At 54.1% G+C, this 14,857-nt stretch carries 14 protein-coding genes; 9 read left to right on the top strand and 5 right to left on the bottom strand.

All coding sequences use genetic code 11. The annotated features are described in order from the left end of the window. Positions 1–11 precede the first annotated feature (11 nt). On the top strand, positions 12–218 hold the full coding sequence (locus ACT3RQ_RS11715; RefSeq protein WP_054641278.1) for a cold-shock protein: 207 nt from the start codon (positions 12–14) through the stop codon (positions 216–218). Between the two features lie 503 nt (positions 219–721). Here the strand turns inward: ACT3RQ_RS11715 and ACT3RQ_RS11710 are convergent. Beyond that, positions 722–1,084: a helix-turn-helix domain-containing protein gene (locus ACT3RQ_RS11710; RefSeq protein WP_226912098.1), complete on the bottom strand. Its 363-nt coding sequence runs from the start codon at positions 1,082–1,084 to the stop codon at positions 722–724. Then, on the bottom strand, positions 1,081–1,377 hold the full coding sequence (locus ACT3RQ_RS11705) for a type II toxin-antitoxin system HigB family toxin (RefSeq protein ID WP_444640371.1): 297 nt from the start codon (positions 1,375–1,377) through the stop codon (positions 1,081–1,083). Before ACT3RQ_RS11705 ends, ACT3RQ_RS11710 begins: the two co-directional genes overlap by 4 nt. A 523-nt stretch (positions 1,378–1,900) precedes the next feature. Here ACT3RQ_RS11705 and ACT3RQ_RS11700 point away from each other — a divergent pair. The 7 genes from ACT3RQ_RS11700 (at position 1,901) to ACT3RQ_RS11670 (ending at position 10,962) form a co-directional block, all read left to right on the top strand. After that, the gene (locus tag ACT3RQ_RS11700) at positions 1,901–3,670 is read left to right on the top strand and encodes an SLC13 family permease (protein ID WP_172117279.1); all 1,770 of its coding nucleotides are present in this window, start codon (positions 1,901–1,903) and stop codon (positions 3,668–3,670) included. Between the two features lie 121 nt (positions 3,671–3,791). Continuing rightward, positions 3,792–4,457 (top strand): alpha/beta hydrolase, encoded by a 666-nt coding sequence (locus ACT3RQ_RS11695; protein ID WP_172117278.1) that lies wholly within the window; start codon positions 3,792–3,794, stop codon positions 4,455–4,457. Positions 4,458–4,525: 68 nt separating this feature from the next. Further along, complete coding sequence (locus tag ACT3RQ_RS11690) at positions 4,526–5,212, top strand: NADH-quinone oxidoreductase subunit K (RefSeq protein ID WP_444640372.1); 687 nt, start codon at positions 4,526–4,528, stop codon at positions 5,210–5,212. After that, positions 5,209–6,699 carry a complex I subunit 5 family protein gene (locus tag ACT3RQ_RS11685; protein WP_444640373.1) on the top strand — a complete coding sequence of 497 codons (1,491 nt, stop codon included), beginning with the start codon at positions 5,209–5,211 and terminating at the stop codon, positions 6,697–6,699. The genes ACT3RQ_RS11690 and ACT3RQ_RS11685 overlap by 4 nt, the downstream gene beginning before the upstream one ends. After that, the gene (locus tag ACT3RQ_RS11680; protein WP_444640374.1) at positions 6,696–8,201 is read left to right on the top strand and encodes a complex I subunit 5 family protein; all 1,506 of its coding nucleotides are present in this window, start codon (positions 6,696–6,698) and stop codon (positions 8,199–8,201) included. Before ACT3RQ_RS11685 ends, ACT3RQ_RS11680 begins: the two co-directional genes overlap by 4 nt. Beyond that, the gene (locus ACT3RQ_RS11675) at positions 8,198–9,970 is read left to right on the top strand and encodes a proton-conducting transporter transmembrane domain-containing protein (RefSeq protein WP_444640375.1); all 1,773 of its coding nucleotides are present in this window, start codon (positions 8,198–8,200) and stop codon (positions 9,968–9,970) included. The genes ACT3RQ_RS11680 and ACT3RQ_RS11675 overlap by 4 nt, the downstream gene beginning before the upstream one ends. After that, the gene (locus ACT3RQ_RS11670; RefSeq protein ID WP_172117273.1) at positions 9,967–10,962 is read left to right on the top strand and encodes a YihY/virulence factor BrkB family protein; all 996 of its coding nucleotides are present in this window, start codon (positions 9,967–9,969) and stop codon (positions 10,960–10,962) included. The genes ACT3RQ_RS11675 and ACT3RQ_RS11670 overlap by 4 nt, the downstream gene beginning before the upstream one ends. Positions 10,963–11,039: 77 nt before the next feature. Here the strand turns inward: ACT3RQ_RS11670 and ACT3RQ_RS11665 are convergent, their stop codons facing one another. Both ACT3RQ_RS11665 and ACT3RQ_RS11660 read right to left on the bottom strand, forming a co-directional pair. Beyond that, on the bottom strand, positions 11,040–12,449 hold the full coding sequence (locus ACT3RQ_RS11665; protein WP_444640377.1) for a PhoH family protein: 1,410 nt from the start codon (positions 12,447–12,449) through the stop codon (positions 11,040–11,042). Positions 12,450–12,652: 203 nt separating this feature from the next. Then, positions 12,653–13,522 carry a LysR family transcriptional regulator gene (locus ACT3RQ_RS11660; RefSeq protein ID WP_444640378.1) on the bottom strand — a complete coding sequence of 290 codons (870 nt, stop codon included), beginning with the start codon at positions 13,520–13,522 and terminating at the stop codon, positions 12,653–12,655. 122 nt (positions 13,523–13,644) lie between these two features. On the opposite strand from ACT3RQ_RS11660, the gene ACT3RQ_RS11655 reads away from it, so the two are divergent. Beyond that, complete coding sequence (locus tag ACT3RQ_RS11655; RefSeq protein ID WP_444640379.1) at positions 13,645–14,511, top strand: cation diffusion facilitator family transporter; 867 nt, start codon at positions 13,645–13,647, stop codon at positions 14,509–14,511. A gap of 99 nt (positions 14,512–14,610) precedes the next feature. Here ACT3RQ_RS11655 and ACT3RQ_RS11650 read toward each other — a convergent pair whose 3' ends face one another. Further along, entirely contained in the window at positions 14,611–14,796 is a 186-nt protein-coding gene (locus ACT3RQ_RS11650) for a DUF3008 family protein (protein WP_172117269.1), read from the bottom strand. Positions 14,797–14,857: the final 61 nt, after the last annotated feature.

Here is a 14,857-nt window from a genome sequence, read left to right as displayed (position 1 = left end):
GGATTTCGATCATGGCAACTGGTACCGTTAAGTGGTTTAACGACACTAAAGGTTTCGGCTTCATTTCTCCGGACGACAATGGCGACGACCTGTTCGCGCATTTCTCTGAAATTCAAGCTGACGGTTTCAAAACTCTGCAAGACGGCCAGAAGGTTTCCTTCGACGTCACTCAGGGTAAGAAAGGCCTTCAGGCTTCCAACATCAAAGTTCTGGGTTAATTCTCAGCATTTGATGTTCGCTGCTAGCGCCAGGCGTTAGTAAGCTGAAAAAACGCTCGTGAGCGTAATGCCGTTCGGTTAACGATGACCGAAGGCTCTAAGAAAATCCGGTATTCTTCATTGGATACCGGATTTTTTTGTGCCTATTCAACAGACATTGCTCGATATTGATGAGCTACATTCCTTCACTGGCCTCAGCACCTTTGCCCAGCATATCCCTGTCGAATGGATAGAGTCTGCTCTTCACCTTTCTGGATGACCGTCCTCGACCATCAAGGCCGAGGACGGTAAAAATATCCAAAACCCGCTATCCAGTAAATCGCAAGGCGGCGCCGCTTAAGTGAACAGCATTACGAGCCTAGCGCCGGGGCTTTTTGCTATCCACTTCCCAGCTAGAAGCGTCACAGATGCCACTACCGAGCAAATCAGATACAGCAGACATTGCGGTTAGAGTCTTTTGATGGGCAGGAAGGATTCAACCCCGCTGAAGCGGGGTCTGGTGGTTAGGCGACCTGATTCATAAGGCTGTCGTAAGGGATTTTCAGGCCGTCATGAAGTCTTTTTATCATGCCCAGGCTTAGCTTGCGCTTACGGTTCAATACCTCAGAGACGCGGCCACTAGGACCGATATAAGCCTCAAGGTCGCGCTGCGTTAGCCCCTGTTGCTCCATGCGAAATTTGATAGCTTCGATGGGGTCGGACGGGCCAATGGGATAGTGCTTATCCTCGTACTTCTCAATAAGGATGGAAAGCACTTCAATTTCATCGGCTTCAGGAGAGTCCGGCGCGGCACTCCAAAGCTCTTCTAGGCGAGCGAAAGCGCGATCAAGGTCGCTATCATTACGGATGGGCTGAATGTTCATCATATTGTCTCCGCATCAATTTTATCGTACTGAGCATGGGTGCCGACGAATCGAACCCAGGCAATTTGCTGCTCATAACGAATGGATAGGATTACCCGGTACTTATTGCCGCCGATATTGAAAACAGCGCGCCCACCTTTAAGGATGCTGGCTGTTCTAATATCAGCCTTTAGTTGCTGTGGTGTTTCCCAAGATGCCTTTAGCATCATGTTATACCACTCGGTCAGCGGGGTTTCGGCATCGCCATAGCCCTGCTCCCAAAACTCTTTCAGCGTACGCTTTGCTATGACTCTCATGCCACCTCCCAATATGGGATATTGTAGCGCCTCCCGATTTGGGAGTAAAGCTTGATTCCAGCAGGCTAGCGCCGCCTTCCCCTCCCCCCCCCCTTAAAGCTAAGATTGGTTAGAACGCCCATATCGTCAGATGCCGCTAAGCGCGTCCCCAATGATCGACTGCATGCCTTTCAGGGGGCGCTTGCGGCGGAGGGCTGAAGGAGGCTGAATTCTTGGCGCGAGAGAATGAAGAAACGCGATACCGTATTTCGATCGATTCCAGTGGCACCATGGATATATCGCCTACTGCCTACTAGGGCGCTTATTTATTCTCAAGGGCTTGAGATAGGAAGACCCCGCCGAAGCGGTAATGCTGTTCGGTCATCGGCAAACCTTAACCGAATAGCATTACGCTCACGAGCGGGGTTTTTTGTGTGTGAATTTTCTTATTCTATTTTGGTATTTAAATGTTTCTAAAAATAACTTTTTAGAATATGTGGTTGAGGTCACAATAGCGCATTACTTTTGTTAGGAATGTCGCGTTATGACACTGGATGCATGGATTGCGATAGCGGTGGTTGCCACCATCTTCCCGCTAATGACCGTCTCGAGGTTAGGGCCCGACATCATTTTGCTTGGCGCTGTCATTGTACTGATGACCCTGGGCGTTATTGAGCCAGCTCAGGCGTTAAGCGGCTTTTCCAACAGTGGGCTATTTACGGTCGCTTTTATGTACGTGCTGGTGGCTAGCATCCGTGAAACGGGCGGTATCGATCTTATTATTCGCTATGTATTGGGGCGCCCTAAAACCGAGCGGGGTGCTTTGGTGCGGTTACTGTTACCGGTGGCCTCTTTAAGTGCTTTTTTAAATAACACCCCTGTAGTAGCTACCTATATACCGGCGGTTATGAGCTGGAGTCGGCGGCTGCGACGCTCCCCTCAGCGGCTGCTGATGCCGTTAAGCTTCGCCTCCATTCTTGGCGGTACGATTACCTTGTTTGGCAGCAGCACCAACCTGGTGGTGTATGGGCTGCTGACGGAGCGTTATCCCAATGTGACCATGGGCCTGTTTGACCTTGCCTGGGTGGGTGTGCCGGTCGCCGTGGTAGGGCTTGCCTATCTGGTGATTCTTGGGCCGCGCCTGTTACCTGCCCGCGAGGGGTTGGCCAATGCGTTCGCTAACCCGCGTGAATTTACCATTGAGATGGAGATCGATCGGGAAGGCGTTCTGGTTAATCGAACGGTGGAGGAGGCCGGGCTGCGCCACTTGCAAGAGCTGTTCCTGGTTGAGATCGAGCGTGACGGTAACGTTGTGAGTGTTGTGGGGCCTGGTGAACAGTTAAAGGGTGGTGACCGGTTGGTGTTTGTGGGCACCAGCGATGCCGCTGTCGAACTACAGCAAATTCGTGGATTAATACCCTCGCACGATCATACCTCCAGCCTTGAAAAAGAGTTCAAAGAGCGCCGCTTGGTCGAAGCCGTAGTGTCGAACCAGTGCCAGTTCATTGGCCAGCGCATTCGAGACGGCCGCTTTAGGACGCTTTATGGTGCGGCCGTACTGGCTATCTGCCGAGGCGGTGAGCGTGTCACCGGCAATCTGGGGCAGGTACGCCTGCAGCCCGCTGATGTGCTGCTACTGGAAGCGCGTCCTCCGTTTATTGAACGCCACCGTCAGTCAAAAGACTTTCTCTTGATCAGTGAGCTAAACGGCTCTGCGCGGCCTGTTCATGAAAAAGCGCCGCTCGCCTGGGGGATTCTGCTGGGGGCAGTATTGCTGGCCGCATTCGGCGTTTTGAGCATGCTAAATGCCGCGATGCTGGGCGCTGCACTGGCGCTGTTAAGTGGCTGCTGTTCGGTTGAAGCTGCCCGGCGCGGGCTGGATAGCCAAGTGCTTTTGACGATTGCTGCCTCGTTTGGCGTAGGAGCCGCGCTGCAGAGTTCGGGCGCCGCAGATGCTATTGCCGGCGGCATACTGCATGTCGTAGGCAGTAACCCTTGGCTGCTCTTGATAGGTACGTACTGCGTTGTGGCGCTGCTAACCGAGCTTGTCACTAATAACGGTGCGGCGGTGATTATTTTTCCGGTCGTCATGGCCGCCGCCGAGAGCCTTGGTGTAAGCTCAATGCCTTATGTGATTGCAATAATGTTTGCCGCTTCGGCCAGCTTTTTAACGCCTATTGGCTATCAAACCAACTTAATGGTGTATGGCCCCGGCGGTTATCGTATTAGTGATTTTATGCGCGTAGGCGGTGGCCTAAACGTGCTAACCGGGGCCATCGCACTCATATTGATTCCTCATGTGTGGCCCTTTTAAGCGTAATCACTCGCTGTGAATGCCGGTTTACGTTAGGGTCTGTTAATGTTTCATCGCCGCTTGCGCTAACCGTTCAAGCGCCCTAATCGCGTGCTTTTTTAATTAAGTAAGGATAAATATCATGACGGACCCAGGCGAACTGATTATTGAACCGAAAAACGGTCAACCTGCCGATGCCTGTGTGTTTATCATTCATGGCTTAGGTGCCGATGGGCATGACTTCGAGCCTCTGGTGCCCGCGCTTAACCTTCCTGAAGACGCCCACGTACGGTTTATTATGCCGCACGCGCCACGGCTGCCGGTGACCGTTAACGGCGGCATGGTGATGCCCGCCTGGTACGACATTCTGGCGATGGACCTCGGGCGCCGTGTTGATGAAGTACAGCTGAAATGCTCTGCCAAGCGTATTCAGGCGCTGATACAGGAACAGATTGATCACGGTATCGATAGCCAGCGGATTATCGTGGCAGGGTTCTCTCAGGGGGGCGCGGTGGCTTATCAGGCGGCGTTATCTTTTCCGTTGCCGTTAGGTGGGTTGCTGGCAATGTCGACCTACTTTGCCACAGCAGACAGTATCGAATTGAGTGACGCTAACAAGGCAATTCCGATTGAGGTGCATCACGGTAATATGGACCCTATCGTGGCAGAGAGTTTGGGACGGGCTGGGTTTGAGCGTTTAAAAGCCCAAGGCTACACCGCCAACTATCGCCAGTATCCTATGGCTCACGCACTTTGCCCTCAGCAAGTGGGCGATATTGGTCAGTGGTTGAGCACTCTTCTGAAGTAATCCTTACATCGACAAGTGATCAAAAGATAGGCAAAGTAATTTGTCTATAAGCCGCTGCAAGGATAGCAATGGCAGTAATCTCGTCTGTCGACCTCATCGAGGCTGTATTAGCGCTGTGTCTTTTGATAGCAGCGCTGATTTGCCTATTTGACCGCCATTTGGTGCGTGCGTGTCGCGCCTTTTTTGCCTTTACGCTCACAATGGCGCTTGCCTGGCTAACCCTGGGGATGCCCTGGTTAGCGGCTGTCGAAGGGCTATTGGGCACGGTATTAACTGTTGCCTGCTTTTTTTACGCGTTAGGTATCTTTCCCTCCAGCGCTTCTAAATTACCCCGTTACGATCATTTTGAGCCGCCACTAACGCATAGAGTCATGCGCATTGTGTTAGCGCTTGCCTGGTGTTTGATGGTCGGAGCTGCCATTTTCCTTGTGCTACCTGAAATGGCTTACTCGCCTGCAAAGCACCCCCTGGTGTTGGCCGGAGTGGCGGTGGTGGCCACAGCAATGGGCGCTTTTGCCTGGCAGCGCCATTTATTGCGCCGTTTGCTTGCCTTTAACGTGCTGGGGTCGGGTGTGTTTCTGCTCTTGGCCGGGGTTGCAGGCGCAATTCCCCAAGGGCAGGCGCTGGTTATAGTGGGCCTAGTGATAGCTTGGATCGGATCACTGCTGGGGGCATTAGTGATCCGAAAGCTTTACCAGCTTGAAGGGCAAGAGGCCCTGTTAGAGGATGACGGGCTTGGGGAGAAGGCTAAATGATAGAGCGATTTGGCCTGACAGACAGTACATTCGAGCCGCTTTTGACCAGCCATTGGGCATTGGCTGCCGCCGTGTGTTTGCCGCTTGTCTTCGGTGGGCTAGCCGCACTCTGGCCACCTAAGCGGATGTGGCCTATCGCGTTGGCATGCGTTCCTGTATTGGCCGCCGGGCTATCGTTATTGATCGACTACCAGCAAGTAGGGCTACTGCACTGGGGCTGGGAAGCCTGGGGGATTAATGTTGCGCTGCGCTTAAACGGGGTAAGCGTGCTGATGTTACTGATAACGCAGTGGCTGGCAGCGGCAGCGGCGCTTTATACCCCAGGCTCGCTGCGGCTTTCGGCACCCGAACCGTTGGCCCGTTGGATATGGCCGTTGATGGGCGTTATGGTCAGCGCGCTTTCGTTGATTTGGCTGGCCACTGACTTGATCACGCTCTACCTTGCGCTGGAAGCCATGGGGTTGGCTGCAGTAGGCATGTTGCTGCTTTCAGGTAAGGCCACGGCGTTGTTGGCCGGTATGCGGTATCTGTTGCTTACGCTGGTGGGGTCGCTTGCCTATTTACTGGGCGTCGCGCTGCTGTTGGGCACTTGGGGGCGGCTTGATTTGGTCGGGCTTGCGCAGGTTATTGAGCCAGGGCCGATTGTCTGGATCGCCGCGGCGCTAATAGGGGCAGGGCTTGCCCTGAAAGCTGCTCTCTTTCCGCTTCATGCCTGGCTTTCTCCGGTGCATTCCAGCGCCTGGACGCCTGTGAGCGTATTGCATGCTGGGCTGGTGGTTAAAGCATCGCTATTCGTGCTGCTTCAGCTGTGGAGTCTTTTATTACCGGACACCTTTTGGGCGCCGCGATTAATCGCCTGGCTGGGCATGTTGGCCATTATATGGGGTGGCTTAATTGCCTGGCGTGCTGAAACGCTCAAAACAGTGGTGGCTTCATCAACCGTGGCGCAGTTGGGCTACTTGATGGTGGTGTTCCCCTTATTGCTAGGCCCCAATGTAGCGTCAGTAGTAAAGGCGCTGGCGTGGGAAGGGTTCTGGTTGCAGTTAATAGGCCATGCGCTAGCGAAAGCCGCGATGTTTTTAGCCGCCGGTAATTTGATGATGGCCACCGGTGAAACCACCCTAAAGGGGCTTGCTGGCACCAGCCGCCGCCTACCACTTTCACTGTTGGTTTTTGGAATTGCGTCGGTAACTTTAATGGGGCTGCCGCCAAGCGCGGGCTTTACGGCTAAATGGCTGCTCCTGCAAGCCATGGTGCTCTCCCACCAGTGGCTGGCAGTGGCAGTATTGCTTATAGGTACACTGTTAACCGCCGCCTATATTTTTCGCTTTTTCCGCTATTCGTTCCTGGAGGAGGCCCCGCGCCACCGTTTTCAGCCGCTTGCTCCGGGTATGGATGCGATTGCGCTTTGCTTAGCCATGGCGGCATTAGCGTTAGGACTTTTAGCGCACTTTCCGCTTGAGCTTCTTCATGGAGATAACGCATGAATGTCGCTTGGCTACCCTTGACTGCGTTGGCCGCATCGCTACTGGCTGCGGTGATTATTTTTGTACTGCCTGAAGCATCCAGGCGGATGCGTACCAGTATCAACCTGCTGGCGGCGGTCATCAAAATCAGCCTAGTGGCGCTAATGGTAACGCTCGTAGCACGTGGCGAGGAGGCCGTGTTCAGCTTTCAGGTGGTCGGTAATATCGACTTTGTACTGCGTGCTGACGCGTTGGGCGTCATGTTTGCCGGGCTCTCGTCGCTCTTATGGCTATGCACTACGATTTACGCCATTGGTTATCTGGAAGGAACCGCGAACCGTAAGCGCTTTTTTGGGTTTTTCAGCTTATGTGTTGCCAGTACGCTGGGTATTGCGCTGGCCGGTAACTTGTTTACCTTTCTGATTTTCTACGAAATGCTGACGCTGTCCACCTATCCGTTGGTGGTCCATTCGGGCACTGATAAAGCCTTAAATGCTGGGCGAATTTATCTACGTTACACCCTGACCGCAGGCGTAGTACTGCTGTTGGGTACGGTGCTTTTATATAGTTTAACGAGCGACCATTCGTTCGCCTCCGAGCGCGGTCTAGAAGGCTACTTAGTAAACCACCGCAGCCTGCTAACGTTTATATTTGCGCTTCTGGTGGGCGGGTTTGCCGTTAAGGCTGCGATGGTGCCGCTGCATGGCTGGTTGCCCAGGGCCATGGTCGCACCGGCACCGGTAAGCGCACTATTGCACGCAGTGGCGGTGGTAAAAGCCGGTGCCTTTGGCATTTTGCGAATTATTTACGACCTGTATGGCATTGAGCTAAGCGTAGAGCTTGGGGTTACGACGGTATTAGCAGTGGCGGCCTCGATCACTATTATATACGGCTCAATACGTGCCATCGCGCAGCAGGAGTTAAAGCCGCGACTGGCCTTTTCAACCATCAGCCAAGTGTCGTATATCGTACTTGGGGTTAGCCTGGTGGGTCCTTTTGGCACCATTGGCGCGCTTGCTCACCTACTGCACCAAGGGATCATGAAGGTAACGCTATTTTTCTGTGCGGGTATTTATGCAGAAGAGCTGGGCATCCACCGCATTGATGAGATGGATGGAGCGGGTAAGCGTATGCCACTCACCAGCCTGGCCTTTACGGTGGGCGCCTTTGGCATGATTGGTCTACCGCCTGTGGCCGGATTTATCACTAAATGGTATTTGGGAATTGGCGCCATTCAGGCCGACATGTATTGGGTTGTCGCCGTGTTGGTGTCAAGCAGTGCGCTAAATGCCCTCTATTTTCTGCCGATCGTGCATCGTCTTTGGTTTCGTGTTGGCCCTGCCCATGGCAATGGAAACTGGCCAAAAGATCAGCGTCTTGGACGTTTGGAAACTCACGGCTGGCTGCTCTGGCCTGCGGTGTTTACCGCCGTTCTCAGTATTGCTGCTGGCGCACTTGCCGGGTTGCCGTTTAGCCCACTGGATTGGGCAACGCGTGTAGCCGAGGGGGAGTACCTGCAATGATAACGCTACTCTTGGTGATAACACTTTGCTGGCCGGTCTGCGTGTCGTTGATGGGCGTATGGAAGGCTTATCGTACACCTGCTGCTCAGCGCTGCTACTTCTCGTGGGTCTGGCTCAGTGCGGCATGGCCGGCACTACTGTTGGCGTATATGGGGGAAGCCCAGTGGGTGATAGATGCCTGGATGCTGGGCGGGCACTGGTCGCTTAACGCACTGAGCCGCCCTTGGCTTGCTTTCACCGCGCTGCTTTGGTGTTTTGTAGCGATTCATGCGCGTGGATATTTTGCCAAGGAGCAGGCCAGCGCCCAAGCGGGCGACAGTGCCGCTGAGCGCCGGTTGTTGCGCTTGGCTCTGTTATGGCCATTAACGTTTGTCGGTAACGTACTTCTGATTATCGCCCAGGATATCGCCACTTTTTACCTGGGCTTTGCGCTGATGACATTTGCCGCCTATGGCCTAGTCGTACATAACGGTACGCCGGATGCGAAGCTGGGGGCGAGGGCCTATTTGATTCTCGCGGTGGTCGGCGAAGGATTGCTTCTTGGAGGCTTGCTGTGGGCGGCCGGTAGTGCGGAAACCGTACTGCTGGCAGGCGTACGTGAGGGGATCGCCACGGCTGAGTATGGTGCCTTAATGGCGTGCTTGCTATGGCTTGGGCTGGGCGTGAAGGCTGGCGTTATCGGCTTACACGTGTGGCTACCGCTTGCGCATCCGGCGGCCCCCGCTCCGGCCAGCGCGGTGCTAAGCGGCGCGATGATCAAGGCCGGACTGCTTGGCTGGATCTACGTATTACCCTTGGGGGAAACCTCGCTTTCCGGTGCGCTCACCCGGCTTGGCGACATCATGGTGATCGCTGGTTTGGCCGCTGCCTTTGGCGCGGCGCTGTATGGGGTGTGGCAGAGGCATCCCAAGGCCGTATTAGCTTACTCCAGCATCAGCCAAATGGGCATGCTGACCGCCATGGTCGCTATGGGATTGGCTGCACCCGAGGTGTGGCCCTTGTTGCTGCCGGGCGTGGTCCTCTTTGCGGCTCACCACGCGCTGGCCAAAGGCGCGCTATTTATGGGGACCAGTGTTAGTGAGCATTTACCTCGGTGGCCGTTGGCGCTTGTCTGGGTGCTGCTGGCGCTGCCTGCCTTGTCGCTTACCGGCTCCTTTGGCGCTGGGCTCGTCAGCAAGTGGGGCGTCAAAAGCGCGCTGTATGAGATGCATCATGAGCAACTGGTCGCGCTGTTAACCTGGGCGGCAATTGGCACCTCTGCGTTGGTGAGTGTCAGTCTCTGGCGGCAGTGGCAGCAGCGCAGCACCGGTGGCAGCCATCCTGGTCAGTGGGGTGCTTGGCTTGCTGCATTAACTGCCGCTCTTGTGACGCCGATATGGCTACCGCTTCCTCAAGGGAGTGCGGAAATCCCCCCGTTGAAAGAGTGGTTTAGCCTGATGTGGCCACTGCCCGTAGGCATCGTGTTAACGTGGGCGGGATGGTGGTTAACGCGCCATTGGCGTATATGCCCCCCGCCTGCAGGCGACTTATGGTGGCCTTATGCGTGGCTCGTTCAAAATGCCTTGGTAGGGGTTCGCTCTGCTGGGCAGTGGTGTGGCGATGTTAAAGCAGCATCTGTGGGTATTGCTCTGGCCATTGAAAAACGGATGATGGCGCGCTTAACTCAACTAACGGCCATGGAAAGCTGGATGCGCCACCATACGAGCGGCTTGATGATGGCGTTAGCCATTGTTTTGGCACTGTTATTAATCTGGGAAGGGGCGCCATGAGCCACGAGAGTTCACAGAACCACCGAGGGAGACGTGCCAAAAAGCCCGATGAGATTCCACGTTATGGGTGGTTTGATGTTGTATGGCGGGTGTTGCGCGCCGCTAAGCGTGACCGCCTTACCATGTTGGCGGCTGGTGTCGCGTTTTACGCTTTGCTGGCACTATTTCCTACCATTGCAGCGGTAATATCGCTGTGGGGGTTACTGTTTGACCCGGTGGAAGCAGGGCGGCAGCTTTATGAGCTAAGCCGTTTTATGCCCCCGGATGCGGCAAGCCTTATTGACCAGCAGACCCAGACAGTGGTTGAGAGTGCCGAATCTGGCAACGTAATGGCGGTGCTTTTAGGGCTATTGGTCGCCATGTATATCGCTTCCAAAAGCGTGGGAGTGCTCGTGGTGGGGCTGAATGTGGTTTATGGCGAAAAGGAGCGGCGTAACTTCTTTCTTCGCGGTGTTGTGTTGGTGCTACTGACGTTTGGCCTGATTGGCATGACCTTGGTATCGCTTGGCTTTATTGCGATTGTGCCTGTGTTGGTCGATGCCTTAGCGGTGGATGATCCTTTCGATCAAGTATTTAAGTGGCTGCGTTGGCCTGCCTTGTTGATCATCATGAGCTTTTTAATTGCCCTGTTGTACCGGTTTGCGCCTTATCGGCGTGCCGCGCAATGGCGCTGGTTAAGCTATGGCACGCTGCTGGCGACCACCTTATGGTTACTTGGGTCAGGCGGGCTTTCACTTTATGTCCGCTACTTTTCAAGCTTCAGTGAGCTTTATGGGTCACTGGGCGCCGTGGTTGTACTGATGATGTGGTTTTGGCTGTCTGCGTTTGTGGTACTGCTAGGTGCAGAAGTGAACAGTGAAATGGAGCGCCAGACCTATAAAGACACCACTATTGGTGAAGAGCGCCCATTAGGTGAGCGCGAAGCCTTTGCCGCCGATACGCTGGGGGTTGAAAACCCTTGGAACGGGGATAAAGAAAAAAACCGCCAGTAGCGAGCTGGCGGTTTTACCGTACGTTTACGTATTAGGCGGTTACCCTTGCGGTAAGAGCCCTTTTTAGAACAGCCTTTTTACAAAAGCTCTTCAGCCGCCAGCGCCAGGCGCGAACGCTCAACGCTTTTGAGGGTAATATGCCCGGCGTGTGGCCAGTCACGGAAGCGCTCAACCACGGCCGCCATGCCACAGGTATTGGCGGTTAGATAGGGCGTATCGATTTGCCCCACGTTGCCTAAACAGACAATTTTGGTATTACGTCCGGCACGGGTAACCAGTGATTTAAGCTGTTTGGGTGTAAAGTTTTGTGCCTCGTCGATAATCAAAAAGGTGTCGTTTAAGGTGCGCCCTCGCATAAAGCCTGGCGAGCGAATTTGCACGCGTGAGCCAATCAGTTGCCGTGTTGCGCCATTATCCCAGGTCGACTCTCCTTCGTCATTGCGCAGCAGGTTATCCATATTGTCGTGGAAGGCACCCATCCACGGCGACATCTTCTCCTCCTCGGTGCCGGGTAAAAAACCAATGTCCTCGCCCATTGGAATAGGTGCGCGGGTAAACACGATGCGCTCAAACTGCTTGGCATCCAGGGTTTGCTGGAAAGCGGCGGCCAGCGTCATAAAGGTCTTACCCGTGCCCGCGTTACCGGCAATGGTGACCAGATCAATGTCCGGGTCCATCAGCAGGTTAAGGGTAAAGTTTTGACGGCTATCATGGGCGTGAACGCCCCACACTCCAGCGTGGTGGCGGTAGTTGGTCAACAGCTGTAACCGCGCTGATGAGGGCGACAGCTCACGAATAATGGCCTCAAACTCAGCGCCATTCTCGCTGTCGGAGACAAGCATTCCCAAGTGCCAGTGACGGGGCATGTCGCCACTTAATTGATAAAACGTTTGATGCTCCACCCGCTCAACGCTGACATCAACATTCAGCGCTTCCCAAAGTGCCCCGCCGTTGTGTCCCGCCGATGCGTACACCTGGGCACCCTCAATCATGGCATCGCTGTCTGAGAATGCCCGATCGTTAAAGTAATCCTCCACAGGGACTTTTAGCGCGGCCGCCTTTACGCGCAGGTTGATATCTTTGGTAATTAGAATGACCGAGGCATCGGGGCGCTCATCGCGTAGCCGACAGGTTTCCGCCAGAATACGGTTATCCGGACTGTCGTCCATCGAGTCGAAGGGCTTTAAATCGTTGAAGCAGAGAAAGTGCAGGCGTCCAGATTCGCCGCTAATACGTGGGATGGGGATGCCGCGTTGAATCTCGTCAAAAGTAACCTGGTTGGTAAGGTCAGAGAGCGTACGGCTAACTTGACGTGCCGTACGGGCAATCTCACGAATTCCGTTTTTATGCTTATCCAGTTCCTCAAGAACCGTCATGGGGATAACCACGTCATGCTCTTCAAAGTGGTAGAGCGCTGTGGGGTCATGGATTAGGACATTGGTGTCCAGGACATAAAGCCTTGTCGCTTTCTTATCGAGTCTTACCATCGGGCGATAGCTCCTTGGTTGACGGCAACATCGACACTGGCAGCTACATCTTACGCCTAGATGACACTTGCCTGTGTCGTTCCTCTGGCGTGTCTTTCAATCTCCTTGTGAGGCACTTTTTTATAGCGTGGAAGGATATTGCACTTTTTTCCACTGCTATATTTCACCGAAGTGACCACTCCTACATTTTAGCGAAGTGACCACTACTGCGAATTGCCTAGAAAACGCGCCACTTTGTTAAGGAGTGCGGTGGCCACTACGCCCAGGTTTTCACTCTCTACATAGCGGTAATAGTGGCTTTCCAGGGCAAGGTCGTGATTCAGTGAGTAGAGCTGATCACTTTCCAATGCTTCTTTAACCAGCGGGTGGGGAAGTAGTGCCCATCCCGTGCCGTTTATTACCGCATCTCGGATCACCTCAAACATGGTGAATCCCAGGTAGTTAGCGGAAAACAGCGCCTCGCTGACCAGTTTGTCGTCCTGAATGTGGGTTAAGCAGACTTGCGTGTATTGGGCGAGATCATCGCGATTGACGCTGGGAAGCCGACTCAGTGGGTGCTGTGGAGAGGCCACTAAGCGCATACTTACAGGTGCCAGGTTGGCTGCATGGGTGGCAACGCCTTCGGCGGTATAAAGCCCAAACGCAATATCGACAGTTTGGCGCAGAATAAATTGGCTGTGCTCCTGGGGTGGAACAAGATAAACCGATACAGCGGTCAGCGGGAACTGCTGCTTTAAATCGTGCATGACCTGGTGCCAGAACCGCTCGGGAAGCGCATCATCGCGGGCAATGCACAGCTGGTTTTCGACCCCTTGCAGATGTTGGTGGCAGTGCTTTTTGATTCGGCTGGCACTTGTCAGTAGCCGGTAACAGTCGGGGAGTACGCTTTCACCTACGGCGGTTAGTGTCAGGCTATTTCCCGAGCGTTCAAAGAGTGCCACCCCCAGGCTATCTTCCAGCGCATGGACCGCCGCACTTAGCGTACCGCGCTTTATACCTGACTGCCGTGCAGCGGCGGCAAAGGAGCCGTGCTCAGTAACTTCAACAAACGCCTGGACTTGTTCAGCTCGCATACGGAGTCTCGTGGTTGAGTGCTATTTTTTTTAGCGCTGAGTGATTCGTTAAACGTTAGTACACCCTTTACCATGCAGCACGATTTCCTACAATCCTGCTAAATCAGAATGGAGTTTTCTGCGTGACCCCCTTTATTGCTGAGCGCCGTGCGCTAAGATTTTCAGCTATTTCAGCAAGCTTTTTTGCGCTGTCTGGCTTGGTCCTGGGATTAGCCAGTGGCTCTATCACGATTTTATTCGATAGTGGATATTCACTGTTAAGCCTTGTTCTCGCTTCGCTCTCACTGCTTGCGTTACAGCATGCCCGCAAACCCGCGGATGATCACTACCCCTTTGGGCGGCTAACGGTAGAGCCGCTAGCGGTGCTGCTCAAAGGCGTGGTGATTGCGCTGGTGTGTCTGTTCTCTTTAGTGTCAGCCGTGTGGAGCCTGGCGCAGGGCGGACGCTTGGTGACACTTGATTTGGCCTTGTTATTTGGTGTTGCTAACGTGAGCGGCTGTTTGTTGACCTGGTGGTGGCTAAAGCGCTATGCCCGTATTGCTCGCTCCTCCTTATTGGCGGCTGAGCTGCGTCAGTGGCAAATGGATACCTGGTTAAGCGCGGCGGTAATGCTTGGTTTTGCACTTACCTGGGGGCTCACGTTAACGCCCTGGGCAAGTTATGCGCGGTTGGCAGACCCGGTAATGGTGCTGGTCATTGCAGGCTACTTTTTACCCATGCCTATCCGCATGGTGCGTGGAGCGCTTCGCGAACTGATGTTTGGCGAACCCATGGGCAGCATTCGCCAGGACATGGTGGAAGAGGTCGCCGGTTTTGATATCGCCAGTGACGATGTGCGCCTGGCGCAGGTGGGCAGTTTTCTGATGGTGGATATCCAGCTCGACAAGCAGCAGATCGATGATGCTGAAGAGATTGTGGAGAGCGTTGAGCAGCACTGCTTGCAGCGTAATTTGCGCCCCGTCACCAGCATTACCCTGGTGGCCACGTAAACCGGGGGGAATAGCACTGTCACTTTCGTTAGTGTTCATCATAACGCCTGCTTAATGAAGCGGGCGTTATGATGTAAAAGCGGAGCACTACAAGCGCAGTTAATCGTCTTTCTTCTCTGGTTTGCCTTTGCGCTCGGTGCTTGCCATCTCCTCAAGCTCCTCTTCGCTCATTGAGTTGTACATATCCCTGGAAGCATCATAAAGCTCACTGGGCTTGATTTCTCCACGTTTGGCGGAAAGGGCAGCGCCTGCGGCTTTTTGCTGGGCTTTCGATGTGGCTGGCATAATTAAGGCTCCTTTAGGTTGACTTCCCTTTAGCGCTTACGCTATTTAGCGTAGCAGGCAG

The sequence above is a fragment of the Halomonas sp. AOP43-D1-4 genome (assembly GCF_052446175.1).
GTDB classification, from domain to species: domain Bacteria; phylum Pseudomonadota; class Gammaproteobacteria; order Pseudomonadales; family Halomonadaceae; genus Vreelandella; species Vreelandella citrativorans.
The sequence above is the reverse complement of the archived record's forward strand: the minus strand, read 5'-3'. Positions and strand labels throughout refer to the sequence as shown.

What these genes read in the sequence shown, in the direction of transcription:
- ACT3RQ_RS11715 (WP_054641278.1), top strand. Translation starts at nt 12, where the DNA reads ATGGCAACTGGTACCGTTAAGTGGTTTAACGACACTAAAGGTTTCGGC.
- ACT3RQ_RS11710 (WP_226912098.1), bottom strand. Translation starts at nt 1,084, where the DNA reads ATGATGAACATTCAGCCCATCCGTAATGATAGCGACCTTGATCGCGCT.
- ACT3RQ_RS11705 (WP_444640371.1), bottom strand. Translation starts at nt 1,377, where the DNA reads ATGAGAGTCATAGCAAAGCGTACGCTGAAAGAGTTTTGGGAGCAGGGC.
- ACT3RQ_RS11700 (WP_172117279.1), top strand. Translation starts at nt 1,901, where the DNA reads ATGACACTGGATGCATGGATTGCGATAGCGGTGGTTGCCACCATCTTC.
- ACT3RQ_RS11695 (WP_172117278.1), top strand. Translation starts at nt 3,792, where the DNA reads ATGACGGACCCAGGCGAACTGATTATTGAACCGAAAAACGGTCAACCT.
- ACT3RQ_RS11690 (WP_444640372.1), top strand. Translation starts at nt 4,526, where the DNA reads ATGGCAGTAATCTCGTCTGTCGACCTCATCGAGGCTGTATTAGCGCTG.
- ACT3RQ_RS11685 (WP_444640373.1), top strand. Translation starts at nt 5,209, where the DNA reads ATGATAGAGCGATTTGGCCTGACAGACAGTACATTCGAGCCGCTTTTG.
- ACT3RQ_RS11680 (WP_444640374.1), top strand. Translation starts at nt 6,696, where the DNA reads ATGAATGTCGCTTGGCTACCCTTGACTGCGTTGGCCGCATCGCTACTG.
- ACT3RQ_RS11675 (WP_444640375.1), top strand. Translation starts at nt 8,198, where the DNA reads ATGATAACGCTACTCTTGGTGATAACACTTTGCTGGCCGGTCTGCGTG.
- ACT3RQ_RS11670 (WP_172117273.1), top strand. Translation starts at nt 9,967, where the DNA reads ATGAGCCACGAGAGTTCACAGAACCACCGAGGGAGACGTGCCAAAAAG.
- ACT3RQ_RS11665 (WP_444640377.1), bottom strand. Translation starts at nt 12,449, where the DNA reads ATGGTAAGACTCGATAAGAAAGCGACAAGGCTTTATGTCCTGGACACC.
- ACT3RQ_RS11660 (WP_444640378.1), bottom strand. Translation starts at nt 13,522, where the DNA reads ATGCGAGCTGAACAAGTCCAGGCGTTTGTTGAAGTTACTGAGCACGGC.
- ACT3RQ_RS11650 (WP_172117269.1), bottom strand. Translation starts at nt 14,796, where the DNA reads ATGCCAGCCACATCGAAAGCCCAGCAAAAAGCCGCAGGCGCTGCCCTT.